17 protein-coding genes are annotated in these 17,691 nt (G+C 30.4%); 1 reads left to right on the top strand and 16 read right to left on the bottom strand.

Annotation, left to right across the window (positions count from 1 at the left end; all coding sequences use genetic code 11):
• Positions 1-184: 184 nt before the first annotated feature.
• The 4 genes from T483_RS0119990 to T483_RS0119975 form a co-directional block, all read right to left on the bottom strand.
• Positions 185-1,075: a response regulator gene (locus T483_RS0119990; RefSeq protein ID WP_026888417.1), complete on the bottom strand. Its 891-nt coding sequence runs from the start codon at positions 1,073-1,075 to the stop codon at positions 185-187.
• A 27-nt stretch (positions 1,076-1,102) separates the two neighbouring features.
• Complete coding sequence (locus T483_RS0119985) at positions 1,103-2,242, bottom strand: sensor histidine kinase (RefSeq protein ID WP_242841896.1); 1,140 nt, start codon at positions 2,240-2,242, stop codon at positions 1,103-1,105.
• A 228-nt stretch (positions 2,243-2,470) separates the two neighbouring features.
• Positions 2,471-2,791, bottom strand: coding sequence for an AzlD domain-containing protein (locus tag T483_RS0119980; RefSeq protein ID WP_026888415.1), 321 nt, complete (start codon positions 2,789-2,791; stop codon positions 2,471-2,473).
• A complete protein-coding gene (locus T483_RS0119975; protein ID WP_026888414.1) occupies positions 2,788-3,522 on the bottom strand; it encodes an AzlC family ABC transporter permease in 735 nt (244 codons plus the stop codon). The genes T483_RS0119980 and T483_RS0119975 overlap by 4 nt, the downstream gene beginning before the upstream one ends.
• Before the next feature lie 120 nt (positions 3,523-3,642).
• Between T483_RS0119975 and T483_RS0119970 the strand changes: the two genes are divergently transcribed.
• The gene (locus T483_RS0119970; protein ID WP_026888413.1) at positions 3,643-4,194 is read left to right on the top strand and encodes a helix-turn-helix domain-containing protein; all 552 of its coding nucleotides are present in this window, start codon (positions 3,643-3,645) and stop codon (positions 4,192-4,194) included.
• 9 nt (positions 4,195-4,203) lie between these two features.
• Here T483_RS0119970 and T483_RS0119965 read toward each other — a convergent pair whose 3' ends face one another.
• The 12 genes from T483_RS0119965 to T483_RS30635 all read right to left on the bottom strand — a co-directional run bounded on the left by T483_RS0119965 (position 4,204) and on the right by T483_RS30635 (position 17,673).
• Complete coding sequence (locus tag T483_RS0119965; protein WP_026888412.1) at positions 4,204-5,118, bottom strand: AEC family transporter; 915 nt, start codon at positions 5,116-5,118, stop codon at positions 4,204-4,206.
• A 226-nt stretch (positions 5,119-5,344) separates the two neighbouring features.
• The gene (locus T483_RS0119960; protein WP_026888411.1) at positions 5,345-6,391 is read right to left on the bottom strand and encodes an HD-GYP domain-containing protein; all 1,047 of its coding nucleotides are present in this window, start codon (positions 6,389-6,391) and stop codon (positions 5,345-5,347) included.
• A gap of 266 nt (positions 6,392-6,657) precedes the next feature.
• Positions 6,658-8,346: a sulfate adenylyltransferase subunit 1 gene (locus T483_RS29555; RefSeq protein WP_080697091.1), complete on the bottom strand. Its 1,689-nt coding sequence runs from the start codon at positions 8,344-8,346 to the stop codon at positions 6,658-6,660.
• 1 nt (position 8,347) lies between these two features.
• A complete protein-coding gene (gene cysD, locus T483_RS0119950; RefSeq protein WP_026888410.1) occupies positions 8,348-9,247 on the bottom strand; it encodes a sulfate adenylyltransferase subunit CysD in 900 nt (299 codons plus the stop codon).
• 233 nt (positions 9,248-9,480) lie between these two features.
• The gene (locus T483_RS0119945; protein ID WP_026888409.1) at positions 9,481-9,798 is read right to left on the bottom strand and encodes a 4Fe-4S dicluster domain-containing protein; all 318 of its coding nucleotides are present in this window, start codon (positions 9,796-9,798) and stop codon (positions 9,481-9,483) included.
• Positions 9,782-11,488, bottom strand: a complete 1,707-nt coding sequence (locus T483_RS0119940; RefSeq protein WP_026888408.1) for an adenylyl-sulfate reductase subunit alpha — start codon at positions 11,486-11,488, stop codon at positions 9,782-9,784. The genes T483_RS0119945 and T483_RS0119940 overlap by 17 nt, the downstream gene beginning before the upstream one ends.
• Before the next feature lie 45 nt (positions 11,489-11,533).
• Positions 11,534-12,598, bottom strand: a complete 1,065-nt coding sequence (locus T483_RS0119935) for a sulfate/molybdate ABC transporter ATP-binding protein (protein ID WP_026888407.1) — start codon at positions 12,596-12,598, stop codon at positions 11,534-11,536.
• A gap of 5 nt (positions 12,599-12,603) precedes the next feature.
• Complete coding sequence (gene cysW / locus T483_RS0119930) at positions 12,604-13,434, bottom strand: sulfate ABC transporter permease subunit CysW (protein WP_026888406.1); 831 nt, start codon at positions 13,432-13,434, stop codon at positions 12,604-12,606.
• Positions 13,435-13,446: 12 nt separating this feature from the next.
• Positions 13,447-14,271, bottom strand: coding sequence for a sulfate ABC transporter permease subunit CysT (gene cysT / locus T483_RS0119925; RefSeq protein WP_026888405.1), 825 nt, complete (start codon positions 14,269-14,271; stop codon positions 13,447-13,449).
• Between the two features lie 199 nt (positions 14,272-14,470).
• Positions 14,471-15,514, bottom strand: a complete 1,044-nt coding sequence (locus T483_RS0119920; RefSeq protein WP_026888404.1) for a sulfate ABC transporter substrate-binding protein — start codon at positions 15,512-15,514, stop codon at positions 14,471-14,473.
• A gap of 527 nt (positions 15,515-16,041) precedes the next feature.
• Positions 16,042-17,088 (bottom strand): sulfate ABC transporter substrate-binding protein, encoded by a 1,047-nt coding sequence (locus T483_RS0119915; protein WP_026888403.1) that lies wholly within the window; start codon positions 17,086-17,088, stop codon positions 16,042-16,044.
• Between the two features lie 420 nt (positions 17,089-17,508).
• Entirely contained in the window at positions 17,509-17,673 is a 165-nt protein-coding gene (locus T483_RS30635) for a FeoB-associated Cys-rich membrane protein (protein WP_080697088.1), read from the bottom strand.
• Between the last annotated feature and the right edge of the window lie 18 nt (positions 17,674-17,691).

Here is a 17,691-nt window from a genome sequence, read left to right as displayed (position 1 = left end):
TATCTCCATTTCAATAACAATTCTAACTTTGTAAATTTTAGGATACAAAAAAAGAGCCCTGGCATATACCAAAGCTCCATTGCTTATTCTTAAATCTTGAGTAAATTATATATTTTTCCATTACTCTAGTCAATGATTTTTAACATACTGTGTTTTCTGTAGTTTTCTGTAGTTTATATATGTGTTAACCTAGAATTTTTATTAATATACCCTCAATGAATTTTCTTGTATTTATTTTTCCTTGACCGTATATTGGATTTTTTAAATGCTTGATTTCCTGTTTTACTTGCTTTATCTCAAAAAGTGATGCTGAATATTCTCTATATATGCTATTATCGCTATCTTCACATCCCAAACTAGCTATTGAATCCATAGCCTTCATAATAGTTCTTCTTATACGTTGCTCCATAGATCTGCAATTAATAACTGCTAATGAATCTCCATATAGTTCTCTGGCGACCTCCATATAAATCTCTTTTAGCTGATAAGGCTTAGATGGATTAATTTTCTTTTTATTAATGATATTCAGTATTACGAGTTTTAATTCTTCTATTCCTGCAGTACCAATAATGTTAATATCAGAAAATATACGCAATAGCTTTTCTTCTTGGGAATAAATTTCCGCTTCATTCTCAACTTTTTTATCTTTCTCGGTATTGCCCTCAAAAACTACACTTTTAATCATTGATATAGATTTTTCTAATTCAATCTGTTTTTTAGCATTATTAATAATGCTAATTGTTTCAATCATATTAATTGGCTTGTTAATATAGAAAAGTATTCCGCTTTTGTAAGCGTTCGAAATCATTTTGCCTTCTTCAACCTGGGATAACATTATAATCTTACCAGTATATCCACTGCTAAAGGTTCTTTTCACAATTTCAATTCCATCTACTTCTGGTAGCCGTAAATCAATCAATACGATATCAGGTTTTAATTTCATTATTTGATCTTTGGCACCTTTTCCTGTCGTTAAAATGGATAATACTTTTCCGAAGTTATTTTTTTTAATTGCTTGCTCTAATATTTTACATACTGCCATATCATCATCAATAATAACAAACGTTGTTTCCATAAATAGCCCCCTTATTATGAAAATAATTTATATACTCGATAACGGTATTTTCACTAAAAACTTAGTTCCCCTATTAATATCACTTTCAACATTTATACTTCCACCTAAATTCTCTAAAAGATTTTTCACATGGCATAACCCAATCCCTGTAGACATCGCTCCTGTCTCCTCATCGAATTTCGTTGAAAATCCTATATTAAATATGTATGGAAGTACATCTTTATCAATACCTGTCCCATTATCTGAAATATCAAGTAGTAATTCTTTTTGCGAAATTTCCCCAATCACATTTATCGTATTATCGCCACTGCATGCCTCAATCGCGTTAATAATTAAATTATTTAGAATAGCAAATATATCATAATACCTTTTTATCGAATAATCTTCTTCTAGCTTGAATTTTATAAATATATTAGAATTTACATTATCTATTTGTCTTTTTGTATTATCAGATATTATACAGAAAATCTCTGACATAGACATGTACTCTGCCTTCTCAACATTTTGTACTAATTGATTGATCCCTCTAAGAACCCGGTCATTATTTTTACGAATTTCATGAGCATTTTGTGCAAGTGATAACGCCTTAACTGAAAATTCTTCATTATCCTTATTCATTTCATACAAATTATAAGCTTCCTTCATTATAGCATTTAAATCATTTGTTGATTTTTGCAAATAAAAAGCCTCCGCATATATCTTTGACACCATTAAATTTAATTCAGCATAACGTTTTTGATGCTCTAGTGTCTTAAAGTATAATTTTTGATATTTATATATTAAAAAAGCCGAACATTGTATAAATGCTCTAACAAGTGCTGTTAATATAATAACTTTTATGGTAGATATAGAAAATATATTTCTAACAAGTATTTCCACTACATTGCATATTATATCAAAACTTACTAATGAAAAGTATAAATATATTATAGATTTATTTCTCCTAGCTAGTAGAAATATAGTTCCTAAAATACCATAAATAATATAAAAAATAGCTGCTGGCATAAACTGCATTATAATATCATTTGAATAGCTAGAAGATGACATTAATAACCCAATGCTACGAATAGATGCAGTTATAGTTCCTGTTATTATTCCAATTAGAACAGGATATATATTTTCCGATATAGAAAATATAAGTCCAATTACAACGACTCCAACTCCCAAAACAAACCTACTATTAAAGGGATAAATATATATTTGCGCCAAAATACTGATCAGAACAGAAAATAATACACTATTCTTTAAACAAATCCTAGTTCTCTCTGTTATTTTAATTTTATACATCATTATATTTGTTCCTTCACCATATAAGAAAATCCATTATGTTCTATAATTTATTTATAGAACATAATACGCTTAGATTATAATCAAGTCAATTCAAGTTTTTACGGATTAAAATATTAGTCTTAAAATTGCTATTGAAATAACTCCTGTTAATACTGTTAATAATAAATTATTTTTCTTAAGAGCAATAATTATCGTTGGTATTGCTGCAAGCAATTCTAGAGATTTTCCTTGAATAAAAAATTTATTATCAGTAATAAACAGTTCTGCCACTATTAATGAAGCCAGTATAGATATGGGTACATATGTCAAAAACTCTTCTACTTTCTTATTTAATTTTATCTTTGATAATATAGTTATTGGTAAAACCCTCGGTAACATGGTTACAATACAACCACCTATAATAACACTCCATACATAAAAATTCATTCTTTAATCACCACCCCAATTAAAGCACCAGCAACTGCTGATATAATGACACCAATACTGGTGGATACATATATTGTACTTACTATTAAAACTATGGCAGATACAATAATAATTATCAAAGCTTTTCTTATCTTTATATTTCCTTTTACAGATGAAATTAGCAAACCTATAAACATGGCAGTTAATGCAAAATCCAACCCTAAAGCCTTATAATCTGGAATAAAACCGCCAATAAGAACTCCAATTCCTGTTGCAAGAATCCAATTTATATATGCGGTAATATTCAAACCCGTAATCCATAAATTATTAATTTTCTTATTCCTCAATGCCTCTGTTGATGCAACTACAAAAGTTTCATCTGTCAAAAGCAATCCTATAAAAAAGTTTTTTAAGACTGAATTCTCTTTGAAATATGGAGCTACTGACGCACTCATAAACAAATGTCTAAAGTTAACGAAGAAAATAGTAAATATTATACTAGGTATCGGTGAAGTTGATAAAATCATGCTTGAAGCTATAAATTGAGATGATCCTCCATATATAAAAGCGCTCATTCCCATTGCTTCCCACACCGTCAACCCACAAGATTTACTCAAAATTCCACATGCAAGCCCTAAACTTATGTACCCAAATATAGTTGGAATACAATCTTTCACTCCCTGAATAAAATAATACGAGTTGTTTTTATTCTTTATTTCTAAAGAATCATTTGGTATTTTCCCCAATTCCATAAAATGCCCCCTTGATACTTTTTGTATAAAAACGTAATATATATTATATACATTGTACGTTATACTTTATATTATGCTATATCTTACATTTGTACTTTATATTTGTCAAGGAGTGAAAATATGAATTTAAATAATATTATTGCTGGGAATTTGAAAAGATTAAGAACTGAAAGACAATTGAGCTTAGGCAAACTTTCTGATATTTGTGGCGTCAGTAAAGTAATGCTAGGACAAATCGAGCGTGGTGAATCTAATCCAACTATTAATACAATATGGAAAATCGCTGGTGGACTTAGGGTTCCATATACATCCCTTATTGATGAGCCGATAAAAAATGATATTTTAATAAAAAAAGAAGATTCTAGGCACCAAGAATCTCCTGATAATAAATATAGAGTTTATTGCTATTTTGCAAGTAATTCAAATAGGAATTTTGAGCTTTTTACCGTAGAACTAGATGGCAATAGCACATACGAATCCAATTCCCATGGTGAAAAGACTCAAGAATATATAATCGTTTATGATGGTGAGCTATCTTTAAATGTGGATAACATAACTTATGTTCTAACTCCTGGTGATTCTATAGTGTTTGATTCATCCAAACCACATTCATATACAAACTTAACTAATAGCATAATAAGAATGACTATAATTAATTACTATATTGTATAGGCTAGAAGATTACCAAATGACATTTGCCAGATACAAAATTATTGGTATAGTAATTAATGATAGTAATGTGCTTAAGCCAACCAATTTAGCTCCATACTCATAATCTCCTCCATACATCTGAGAAAACATTGGTACTGTAAGCCCTACTGGCGTAGCCATAGCTATTAATACAACTTTTTTTATTTCTATTAAATATGGTGGTAAAAATTTAAATAATATCATTATTATAACTGGAATAATGATAAGTTTTATAAATGCCACAAAATAAGCATGTTTATCATTAAACAATGTAATTAGTTTTGACTTAGCAATATACGTACCAAGTAAAATCATAGCAATAGGTGTATTGGTTTGTCCAACTAAGTTGAAAGCATCATAAAAAAGCTTTGGCAACTTTACTGGCGAAATAAAAACAAGCAATCCAAATGCCACAGCTATTATTCCAGGATTAAACAAAACACTTTTTAGTGTAATTAAGCTTTTATTATTTGATACTGTATATATGCCATAAGTGTAACTCAGTATATTAAAACAAACTAAGTACGCTGATAAAAAAAACACCTTTTCTATTCCCATTATACTAGTAACTAATGGAATGCCAATAAATCCTGCATTTGCAAACCCGATTGCAAATTTATCTATTCTCTGATCTTTCTTAAAAATAATTTTTCCTACAAGAAACCCTATTAACATTGCACATAAAGAAACCAAAAAAGAAATTCCTAGCTCCTTTAACTTATCTACAGAAAACTCCATTTGATAGCGAGTTAACATAATCATCGGATTAATAACCCACACTAAAAGATTAGATATTTGCTTGGCTCCATCGTCATTAATTAATTTCTTACGATAGACTATAAAGCCAATTGCCATCAATATATACATGATGCTCACTTGTCCAACTATTGTAAAAATAATCTCCATAATATTTTATCCTTCCGTTCTAAAAAAATCACTTTAAATATATACGTACTTTATATGATAATTCATTATAAACTAAATCCTTCCTTCTGATAAAATATTATATCAACTACTTATTTTAATATACAAGTCTTAAAACAATAAATTATACATTATATTAATGTATAATTTAAATTGCAACATATATATTATGAATTTTCAAATCATAAATTCGCATATCATTAGCCACTTACACAAATATATTCTCTATATCCAAGTCTGTTCTTCTTGAAAAATCAATAAGCTCATTGTTAACTTTTATAATCGGATTTAGTATATCGTTAGGAGGTATATACATAATTTCACCTATTTTCCCATCTTGAAGCCTTACCTTCATCCCTATGTAATATGGGCTTATATTTTCTAAAAGCGCGAAAATAACTGAAGTATCATACAATTTCACCCCTTCAGTTAAGAACATTTCAAATGTTTTAAATGGTGTTAAGCCTTTCTTGTATACTCTATTTGATGTCATCGCATCAAATGTATCTGCTGCTGCAACAATCTTTGCATTTAATGTAATATCTCTTCCTAACTTTCCAAACGGATAACCAGATCCATCGATTCTTTCATGATGCATAAGTATTGCATCTTTTATATTTCTACTAAAATAATTATAATCATTTATTATATCATATCCTAAAATAGTATGTTTCTTAATTTCATCAAATTCTTCTCTAGTTAGTTTACTTGGCTTGTTCAAAATTTCATTGTCTATTTTAATCTTCCCAATATCATGAAGAAGTCCTGACTCAATAATTTCCTTAACTGTGTCTGAAGATAAATTCATCCACTTTGCTATGAGCATTGAATATATTGCTACATTTATACAATGCTTATAAGTATATTCATCTGCTTCCTTTAACGCAACTAAACACTTAATTGTGATATTAGGTTCATCTAAATACTTTATTATTGATTTAGATATTTTAGAAATACTCTCAGCATTCATATTATCTGTTGTAATTAATTCATTTATTACCTCTTTAATATTGTATATACTTACGTCATAGTCCGCTTCAAATTCTTTGATTTTATCAATATTACTTTTGCCCAAGTTATTGTTTCCTTCCGAAACATAGATATGAGCACTATATTCCCCAAGACTAATCAATTTATCTATTATATATGCATTAAGCATTGTATTTCTGGATGCCAACTTTAAGCCATTATATATTATATCCTCAGCCAAAATCATACCTGGTTTGCAATCAAACACTAATATTTTCTGTTTCATAAAATTAATCACCTCTATTCATCTACATTAAACTTTATCATCAAATAATTTCTTTTTCAACAAAACAAATATGAATATAGTACATTTTTCCTTATATTATTTACATAATAATATATTATATCATTTTGATTTTTCCAATTTTAAACTTAATAATTATAACTAGCAAAAAACAAAAAAGCCTTAAAAATGACTTTTTAATCATTTTTAAGGCATTCTCTAATTTATTTTATACGTTCTATATTTAAGAAAACAACTGTATATATTCTCTATTTAGTACTATGAAAAACTACTTTTCTATAAGTTTCAAATACAACCCATTTATTTAAGAAATCACCTAGAGTTTTCTCGTTAGTTTCTTTATATTCATTTAAGAATGTTGCAACTTCCTCATTAGAATTTACTTTTACTTCAAACCCTCTACCATTAATAACTGTAACTTCTTGATACTTATAATCATCGATTGATTTAATATTAGCAATTTTCTTATCACGTACTTCAATTGCTACTCCATCACGAAGAACTAGTAAATCAAAGTTCTCTGGATATTTATAGCTATCACCTTCTATTGGAAGTTCATCACCTACAGTGTAAGTTTTTTCTTCCGGCTTATATTTGAAGATAGATAAAGTTTCTGTATCATAATAGAATTCTTCAAAAATGTCTCCTCTTGCTTTTAATTCATTATATTCAAACGCAAATTTTCCATTTTTAGCATCATTATTATGAACATCTTCTATAACACCACAAGCTGATGTCATATTAGTAATACGATCTATTAAAATAAGTTCTCCTAAAGTTTTATGTGTATCGAACTTATCCACAACTATTTTTTCAGAAAGTAAAATATCACATGCTGCTATTTCATTTTTTGTTAAATAACCGGTTGGTAAATGCTCCCCTGTGTTTACATCAATTTTATACTTTACATCTGTAACAACACCAGTTAACATCTTAGTTCCTACTTTTACAAAGTACTCTTTACCAGCTGTTAATTCTGAGTCATCCATCCAAAGAATCTTTGCACTAATTAGCTTGCTTGTAGTAATATCAGTTCCTTTTGTAAGTACACAGCCTCTTGATACATCAACTTCTTTATTAAGTTGTATTGTAACAGATTGACCTTTTCCTGCACTTTGTGATTCCTTATCAGTAATATGAATGCTTTTTACTAATGCTTTTTCATTGCTAGGAAGTGTCGTAATTTCATCTCCTACAGAAATGCTTCCAGCTTCAATTTCACCTTGGAATCCTCTGAAAGTATGATTTGGTCTACATACTCTTTGAACAGGCATATAGAAACCTTCTTCTGATTTACTATCAATCTCTACATTTTCTAAGTGTGTTAAAAGTGCATCTCCTGCATACCATGGAGTATTTTGTGATTTCTTTGTAACATTATCACCTTCTGTAGCTGAAACAGGAATTATATGAACATTTTCTAATGAAAGTTCATTTACTAATTCTTTAATTTGCTCTTCAATTTCTAAAAATCTTTCATGGCTGTATCCTACTAAATCAATCTTATTAACTGCAAATACAAAATGTTTTACACCCATTAAAGAACAAATTCTTGCATGTCTTCTTGTTTGAGCAAGTACACCTTGCTTTGCATCTAACAATATAATAGCAAGTTCTGCAAAAGACGCACCTACTGCCATATTTCTAGTATATTCTTCATGTCCTGGAGTATCTGCTACTATAAAACTTCTATTATCAGTTGTAAAATAACGATATGCAACGTCTATTGTAATTCCTTGCTCACGCTCTGCCATTAAGCCATCTAATAATAGAGAATAGTCTATTGCTCCGCCTCTGCTTCCAACTTTACTATCTAATTCTAAAGCTTTTTCTTGGTCTGCATATAAAAGCTTTGAATCATATAAAATATGTCCAATAAGAGTAGATTTTCCGTCATCTACACTACCACATGTTATAAACTTTAATAAGCTCTTCATCTTAGAAATACCCCTCTCTCTTTCTTCTTTCCATACTACCTGCTGCTTCACTATCAATAACTCTAGTTGTTCTCTCAGATGATACGGCACTAAGGGTTTCCTCAATAATCGCATCTAAAGTAATTGCATCTGATTCAAAACCACCTGTTAATGGATAACATCCAAGTGTTCTAAATCTTATTTTCTTATGTTCAACCTTCTCACCTGGTAATAGCTTTAATCTATCATCATCTACCATTATAATATTACCATCACGCTCAATGCATGGTCTTTCTTTTGCAAAATATAAAGGAACAATATCAATATTTTCACGCTTTATATATTGCCATATATCATTTTCAGTCCAATTTGAAATTGGGAAAACTCTCATGCTTTCACCTTTATTTATTTTAGTGTTATAAAGCTTCCACATTTCTGGTCTTTGATTTTTAGGATCCCATGCTTGTGCTTCATTTCTAAAAGAGAAAATTCTTTCCTTTGCACGAGATTTTTCTTCATCACGACGTCCACCACCAAAGGCTGCTGTAAAACCATATTTAGATAATCCCTGCTTTAAAGCTTGTGTCTTCATGATATCAGTATAAGCTGAACCATGATCAAAAGGATTAATACCTTGCTTTATCCCATCTTCATTTGAATGGACAATCATCTCTATTCCTAATTTTTTAGCTGTATTGTCACGAAATTCGATCATTTCTTTAAACTTCCATGTTGTATCTATATGCATGAAAGGAAATGGTGGCTTTTCAGGATAAAATGCTTTCATTGCAAGATGTAACATAACTGAACTGTCTTTACCAATGGAATATAACATTACTGGATTTTCACATTCTGCAGCTACTTCTCTAATAATATAAATTGCTTCTGCTTCTAATTTATCAAGATGTGATAATTCACTCATATATTAGTCCCCCTATTTGCTAATCTAAATTTTTAAATATATTTATTGTAATTAATAGTTCACAATTCACAATTCACAATTAATGTTTTTATATGCAGCATAGCTGCTTTTTTCTAAAATAAATGATCTTGATTGCAGCATAGCTGCTTTTTTCATATGTGTATATTTTTTAAAAGCCTATAAGCTTTTCCTGCTTAACTGTTCATTGATAATTGTGAATTATGTGTTTCATATTAATATTGATTCGAATCCTTACGGTTTATCTTAATAGAATGCTCTGTTCCATCAGTTTCTTCAATTTTCCAATCCGCAATATCCTCTTTAAATTTAACTGTAAGTTTACTTCCTCTTCCACCCATATCTGCTCCTAGATATAATGAAATCGAACCTGTAGGACATTCTTTTATACACGAAGAACATCCCCAGCAATCTTTAGGATATTTTATATACACTTTCTTTCCATCTTCAGTTGATTTTATAAGACTTCCTGGACACACAGCTAAACATCTTTTGCATCCTATGCATTTACTTTTATTAATTGCTATGCTCATATGTTTCACCTCTTCCCACTAAATCTCTATATAACATTGTAAGCTTTCCATCTATAAGTTTTGAATTAACATATTTTAACCATTCATCGCTTTTCTCTGGATAATCAAGATTTTCTGCAAAGCTATGCCATCTAGTTTCTTTTCTCGCTTTTAAATGGGCAATTACAGATTTACAAAGAGTAAGTCTCTCTTTTAACTCATATACAAACATCAATTCATGCATATCTTCTGCATAAAGACTTTCACTTAATTTTTCAATTTGCTCGATTTTCTCCATTGCAAGTTTAAGCTGCTTTTCATTAAATTGATAACTACTTCCAATTCCACCTGCATAAGTATCCATTACCTTCTGCATTGCTTCTTCAAGTTGTTCAAAATTAAATATCTGATTTTCAGAGTTTAATACTTTTTCAACTTCTGATTTCTTTTTCTTTATAAGTAAATCTTCTTCAGCTGTTGATAAAGTAATAACATTTTCATCACTATTATTTATTGCTTCAACTGCTGCCTTTGCTGCAATTTCCCCTTCTACTAGTGCTCCTGTAACATACTTTTGTGGACATCCACCAGCTACATCGCCTGCTGCATAAAGACCTTTTATAGTTGTTTCCCTTTTAGTATCAACCCAATATCCACTAGCAGTATGTCCACCTACTATGTATGGTTCTGTTCCCTCAATTTCTACATTTTGCTCACTTGGATTTTTACCTGACTCTATCCATTTTAAAGTCTGACTAGGTGCCATGTTTAAATATGCTTTCTTTAATTCTTCATCTTGAGCAGAAGTAATACCTTCTGTTCTTAAATAGCAAGGCCCTCTTCCTTCTTGATTTTCCTTTACTGTTCCATAAACTCTTTCTGATGTAGTTAGACCATATTTTGCTTCATAAACTTCTCCTTTTGAATTTACCTGCTTTGCTCCTACACCTTGAGCAATTGTACCTGTTGGTGCAATTGTGTCTTTACATCTCAAAGCAATAAATCTCATTTCAAAAGTAGTCATTTCAGCCCCTGCTTTTATTCCCATAGCATACCCTGCACCAGTGTTGAAAGGAGGATACCACATTTTATGTCTTGAAAAACCTGGATTGTTAGGTTTATAAAGACCTGCTGCTCCACCAGTTGCGCATATTACCCTTTTTGCTTTAATTTCATATAGAATTTCTTCTTCTGCACCAACTGCAAAAGCCCCAAGTATCTGATTATCTTTTACAATATAATCAATAACATTAACTTGATTCATAACAGTGACATCGTTTAGTTCCTGCACTGCATCTGCTAAAATAGGCTTAATATTTTCACCATTAATTTTTATATTTCTATTTCCTCTAGCCACATATTCGCCATTTTCATCTTTTAAAATAACAAGCCCTAAATCCTCTAACTTTTTTGTCACCTTATTTAAACCTTGTGACATTGTAAGAAGTAAATCTTCACGCACAATATTATCTGCATCCTTTTTTGCATAGTCAACATAGTCTTCAGGAGTTCTTCCTTTTACTATATATGCATTGATTGCATTTACTCCGGCTGCTAAGCACCCACTTCTCTTAATATTAGCTTTTTCAAGGATAAGTACGGATGCATTAGAATTTTCACGTATGGTTAAGGCCGCATAGCACCCGGCAGTACCTCCTCCAATAATTAATACATCAGTTTCTAATTTTTTCACTTGAACGTTCTTACTCATATCATATCTCCTTTTTTAAGGTCAATATTTTTTGATTGTGCCGTACTAAATAAATACAGACATTTCTTCTGTCTTAATCTTATTTTCCACAACATTTGCATTTTTTTCATCAAATGCATAAACTCTATGGATTAAAACGAAAACTTCTTCACCAATTTTTAATTCTTCATCTTCCAAGCTGCGATATCCATAAAATATTTGGCTTCCTACCTGTACATCTATTTCAAGATTATTTCCTCTAAATGCAATACCTTTTACAATTCCTTTTTCTGCTGCAAGAGGAGTCAAAATCTCCTTGTCATTTTTAGCAATTTGTATAAACTCAGGACGTACTATTGCCTTTGTTTCTTTAGGGTTTACAACTTCAAATCCTTTTAGCTTAGTATAATCATCTATTAGATTTGATTCCCCAATAAATTGCGCTACGAAATGAGTCTTTGGATTCTTATATATTTCAACTGGACTACCCTTTTGCTCAATTTGACCTCTATTTGTTATTATTATCTCATCTGCTACTTCTACTGCTTCATCTTGATCATGAGTTACAAAGATGCTTGTTATTCCTAATTTCGATATTGTTTCTCTAAGCCATCTTCTAAGTTCTTTTCTTACTTTTGCATCAATTGCCGCAAAAGGCTCATCCAGTAGTAGAAGCTGTGGATTAGGCGCAAGTGCTCTAGCAAATGCTACACGTTGTCTTTGTCCACCAGATAATTGACCAGGATACCTCTTTTCAAGACCTTTAAGGCCAATTAATTCTATAAGTTCCATAACTCTTTCATGTATATAATCTTTTTTAGCTTTTTGTACTACAAGGCCAAACGCTATATTATCATAAACTGTCATATGACGAAATAAAGCATAACTTTGAAATACAAAGCCAATTCCTCTTTTCCCCGGTTCTATATCATTTACTTTAACTCCATTGATAATGATATCTCCTTCATCTGGGGTTTCAAGACCTGCTATCATTCTAAGTATCGTAGTCTTACCACTTCCACTTGGGCCTAAAAGACCAATTAATTTTCCCTGCTCTATCCTAAAACTAACATTGTCAGATGCTTTATAATCCCCAAACCTTTTATTAATATTCTTTAGTTCCACATACATACATGCTATACCCCCTTTTTAGTTTTCCATTCCACAATATTACGCAATATTAAAACAATTACTGCAATGATTACCAATATGGAAGCAACTGCAAAAGCTGCTGAAAATTGATATTCGTTATATAGGATTTCAATGTGTAATGGAAGAGTATTTGTCTTTCCTCTAATATGACCAGATACTACTGATACCGCTCCAAATTCTCCCATGGCTCTTGCCGCACAAAGTATTACTCCATATATAAGTCCCCATTTAATATTGGGAAGAGTTATTTTTCTAAATATATTAAATCCATTAGCTCCCATCATTGCTGCTGCTTCTTCTTCATCAGTTCCCTGAGCGTTCATTAAAGGTATTATTTCTCTTGCTACAAATGGAAATGTTACAAATATTGTTGCTAATATTATTCCTGGTACAGCAAACACTATTTTTATATTATTAGGGACTAAAATATTTTCTAAAAAGCTCCCTTTTCCAAAAGTTAATACGAATATTAATCCTGCAATAACAGGAGAAATTGCAAATGGTAAATCAATTAAGGTTCCTAGCAAGCTTTTCCCTCTAAATTTAAATTTTGTTATAGCCCAGGCAATACATATACCAAATATAGTATTCATAATTGTTGCTATTAACGTAGCTATTAATGTAAGGTTCATAGCTTTAAGAGTATATCCATCTGAAATTGCTTTAATATATGCATTAAATCCTTTAGACAAAGCTTCAGAAATTATCGATATCAATGGAATAATAAGCATTAATATAAGAAAAATTATGCTTATACCTATCAAACCATATTTCAAGAATTTATTTTCACTTCTATTCATGGATGTCTTTTTCATTTACTATTCACCTCATATCTGCTTTAATTTACTATTGTATAGTTGAATTCCATTTATAACGAATAATATTAAGAATGAAGCGCCTAACATAACTAGTGCTATAGCCGCAGCACCGCTATAATCATATTGTTCTAGTCTTGACATAATTAAAAGAGGCGCAATTTCTGTTTTCATTGGAAGATTTCCTGCAATAAAAACTACACTACCATACTCACCAACACCTCTTGCAAAGGCTAAACCAAATCCAGTTAATAATGGAGCTGATATTTCTGGAAATATTACTTTGCAAAAAGTTCTTACCCTACCAGCCCCAAGCATTGCTGCCGCTTCTTCATATTGGCCATCTAAATCTTCAAGAACCGGTTGAATTGTTCTTACAACGAATGGAATTCCTATGAATGTTAAAGCTATAACAATTCCTAAAATAGAAAATGATGATTTTATTCCAAATGAATAAAGTATTTTTCCTATCCAACCATTCTCAGAATATAAGGTAGTAAGCGAGATACCTGCAACAGCTGTTGGAAGCGCAAATGGTAAATCAATTATTCCATCTATAAATCTTTTAAATGGAAAATCGTATCTCACTAAAACCCACGCTAAAATCACTCCGAATATGCTATTTATTATCGCTGCTATAAATGCTGCACCAAAACTTACTAAATATCCGTGTAATGTTCTAGCGTTTACTACTGTATTAAGAAATTTATCTAACCCCATTCCACCTGACTTTATTACTAAAGCTGATAGAGGAATTAAAACTATAAGGCTTAGGTAAACAAGAGAAAAACCCATTGTCAATCTAAATCCAGGAATAACTCTTTTTGTCTTGCTCATATTCATCCCCCACTCTAACAAAATAATTACCATATTTAAGAATTTCTCTGATACCTAGCCACTTTTATCTTCTTATTATTTAGGTTGGATATAAAACTGGCGATCTCCTAGATTTGATTCTCCTTGATGGTATAAGTCCAACTAAAATTCCTTTTGGCATCCCCACTTGAATTAATCTTCACTTTATAATCTAATATTCTTAATTTTTAGGAATATAGATTTGGTCAAATGTTCCTCCATCTGAGAAATGTGTTGATTGCGCCTTCTTCCATCCCCCAAATAATGAATCATCTATTGTTACAAGATCCAACTTTGGAAATGTATCTTTATATTCCTCAGCAACTTCTTTATCTCTTGGTCTATAATAGTTTTGAGCTACTAGTTCTTGTCCTTCTTTAGTATATAAGTAATTCAAATATGCTTCAGCAACCTCTTTAGTACCTCTTTTATCAGCAACTTCATCTACTACTGCAACTGATGGCTCTGTTAAAATACTTAACGATGGAGTAACTATTTCATAATTATCTTTTCCAAGCTGTTGTAGTGATAACATAGCTTCATTTTCCCAAGCTATAAGAACATCACCTAATCCTCTTCGAACAAAACTAGTAGTAGCTCCTCTGGATCCTGAATCTAATACAACTACATTCGAATATAACTTTGACATAAACTCTTTTATAGATTTTTCATCACCATTATATTTTTTTGATGCATAAGCCCAAGCCGCTAGGTAATTCCATCTAGCTCCACCTGAAGTTTTTGGATTTGGTGTCACTATTGAAACTCCATCCTTTGTTAAGTCATCCCAGTCTTTTATATTCTTTGGATTTCCTTTTCTAACAAGAAAAACAATAGTTGAAGTATATGGTGCACTATTTTCTTTAAACCTACTTTGCCAATCACTATTCAAAAGGCCAGTTTTGCTTATGGCATCAATATCATATCCCAATGCTAAAGTCACAATATCAGCATCTAATCCTCCCATAACTGCCTGCGCTTGTGAACCGGATCCTCCATGAGATTGATCTATGGTTACATCTTGTCCAGTTTTTTCTTTCCAGTACTTTATAAAACTTTCATTAAACTTAGTGTATAATTCTCTTGTAGGATCATATGATACATTCAAGAGTTCCACTGGTTTTTTGCTATTATCGCCATTAGTTCCTTGCTTTCCACATCCAACAAAAGCCCCAGTAATTAATGTAATAGAAAGCATTAAACATAAAATCCCAGTTTTTTTCACAATATTCTCCCCAATCTTTTTTCATAAATATTTATTGCTCATATGTAAAAATCAATATTCATATATGTTTAGTAGGGTTTTAAATAGATAATACCCTAGCAAATACCAAGCTTTAGCATACGTTTCAGTAATAAATTTACACCTCAAGTTTTATTAATCAAAGATCTAATTAAGACTATGATATAAAAACTTAATTAAATCATATATATCATTTATTACATAAAATAATACTTGATGTTATAATTACACAGCTTAATTAATTATATATGATGTCTTTTTTATTTCCTACTAATTTTATAAACTTTATATGAAATATACTATAAGGGAAATTTATGTTTTTGTCAATAAAATCAACTCAAAAATATTAATTATTAACAAAAATCAAACTTACTAAATAAAAATGTTAAATTTTACTTAGTAAGTTTTTAAAATTATTATTTTGTTAACTCTTACTTATATTTCTAATCTAACTAAAATCGTCTTTATAATTATAAATTTAATATGGAATCACCTCTCCTATGCAATCCTTATTTTTTAGGAATATAAATTTGGTCAAATGTTCCTCCATCTGAGAAATGAGTTTCCTGAGCTTTTTCCCATCCTCCAAATTCACTGTCTATTGTAACTAAATTAACTTCTGGAAATATGCTTTTATACTTTTCAGCAACTTCCTTATCTCTAGGTCTGTAATAATTTTCTGCTGCTATTTCTTGTCCTTCTTTAGTATATAAATAATCTAAATAGCCCTCCGCAACTTCTCTAGTTCCTTTTTTATCAACAACTTTATCAACTACAGCAACAGGAGGTTCTGCCAAAATACTTAATGATGGCACTACTATTTCATACTGATCTTTTCCAAGTTGATTAAGTGATAAAAGTGCTTCATTTTCCCATGCTATAAGTACATCTCCTAATCCTCTCTCAACAAAACTTGTTGTTGCTCCTCTGGCTCCTGAGTCCAAGACTACTACATTTGAATATAACTTTGACATAAAATCTTTTATATCCTTTTCATCTCCATTATACTTTTTCGATGCATAGGCCCAAGCTGCTAAGTAATTCCATCTAGCTCCTCCTGATGTTTTTGGATTTGGTGTTACTATCGAAACTCCCTCCTTTGTTAAATCATCCCAATCTCTTATATTCTTAGGATTTCCTTTTCTAACAAGGAAAACTATAGTTGATGTATATGGTGAACTATTTTCTTTAAATTTACTTTGCCAACCACTATTTACAAGACCAGCTTGACTTATAGCATCTATATCATAACCTAGTGCTAAGGTTACAATATCGGCTTCCAATCCACCAATCACTGATTGTGCCTGTGCACCAGAACCTCCATGAGATTGATTTATTGTTACATCTTGTCCAGTTTTTTCCTTCCAGTATTTTATAAAACTATCATTAAATTTTGTGTATAATTCCCTTGTTGGATCATATGATACATTCAAAAGTTCTACATGTTTTTTACTGTCTGAATTTTCACTATTAGTTTCTTGCTTTCCACACCCTATAAAAGCCCCCATTATTAAAGCTATAGAAAGCGTAACACTTAATATTCTCCTCTTTTTCATAATATTTGCCCCTTTCAAGTATATTATTTTTCATATATGTTTAGTGGGTTTTTAGTTATAATCCCCCATCTAAATCTCATTTAAAGAATTCATGATAGCATCTATATAATAGTCTAATAATATTATTTTATTAGTTATATTATCATTTATTTTTTAATCCCTATTATTTCAATAGGGATTATATGAATTATACTATAGTTTATCCTATTCACTTTGTCAATACATTTATTCAAAAGATTTCCATTATGTATTTAAATTTTTATATAGTAAAAATTCTAAAATAACAAAAAAGTAGTTGTCCTAAACAACTACTTTTTTACACACTGTAATAATAATTTTATATCTGATCTGCTAATAAGTTAAGCATTCAATCAAGGCTAAAATATAAGAACTCATTTATAAAATATATATGCTAATATTTTATTTTTGCTTTATCTTTACTCCGTGACACGCATTAGCTGATGAACAACCAGAGCATCCACATCCGCATCCACTTTCTCCATTTTTAGCTTTTTTTATTTGTTTTCCTATCACAAATGCCATAAACCCAAATATAATACTAGCTAATATAATTGTTGCCATCATAGTTATCACTCCTTAAAT

It is taken from the genome of Clostridium beijerinckii HUN142, assembly GCF_000621745.1.
GTDB lineage: Bacteria > Bacillota > Clostridia > Clostridiales > Clostridiaceae > Clostridium > Clostridium beijerinckii_A.
Note: the sequence above shows the minus strand (reverse complement) of the source record. Positions and strands in the feature narration are given on the sequence as shown.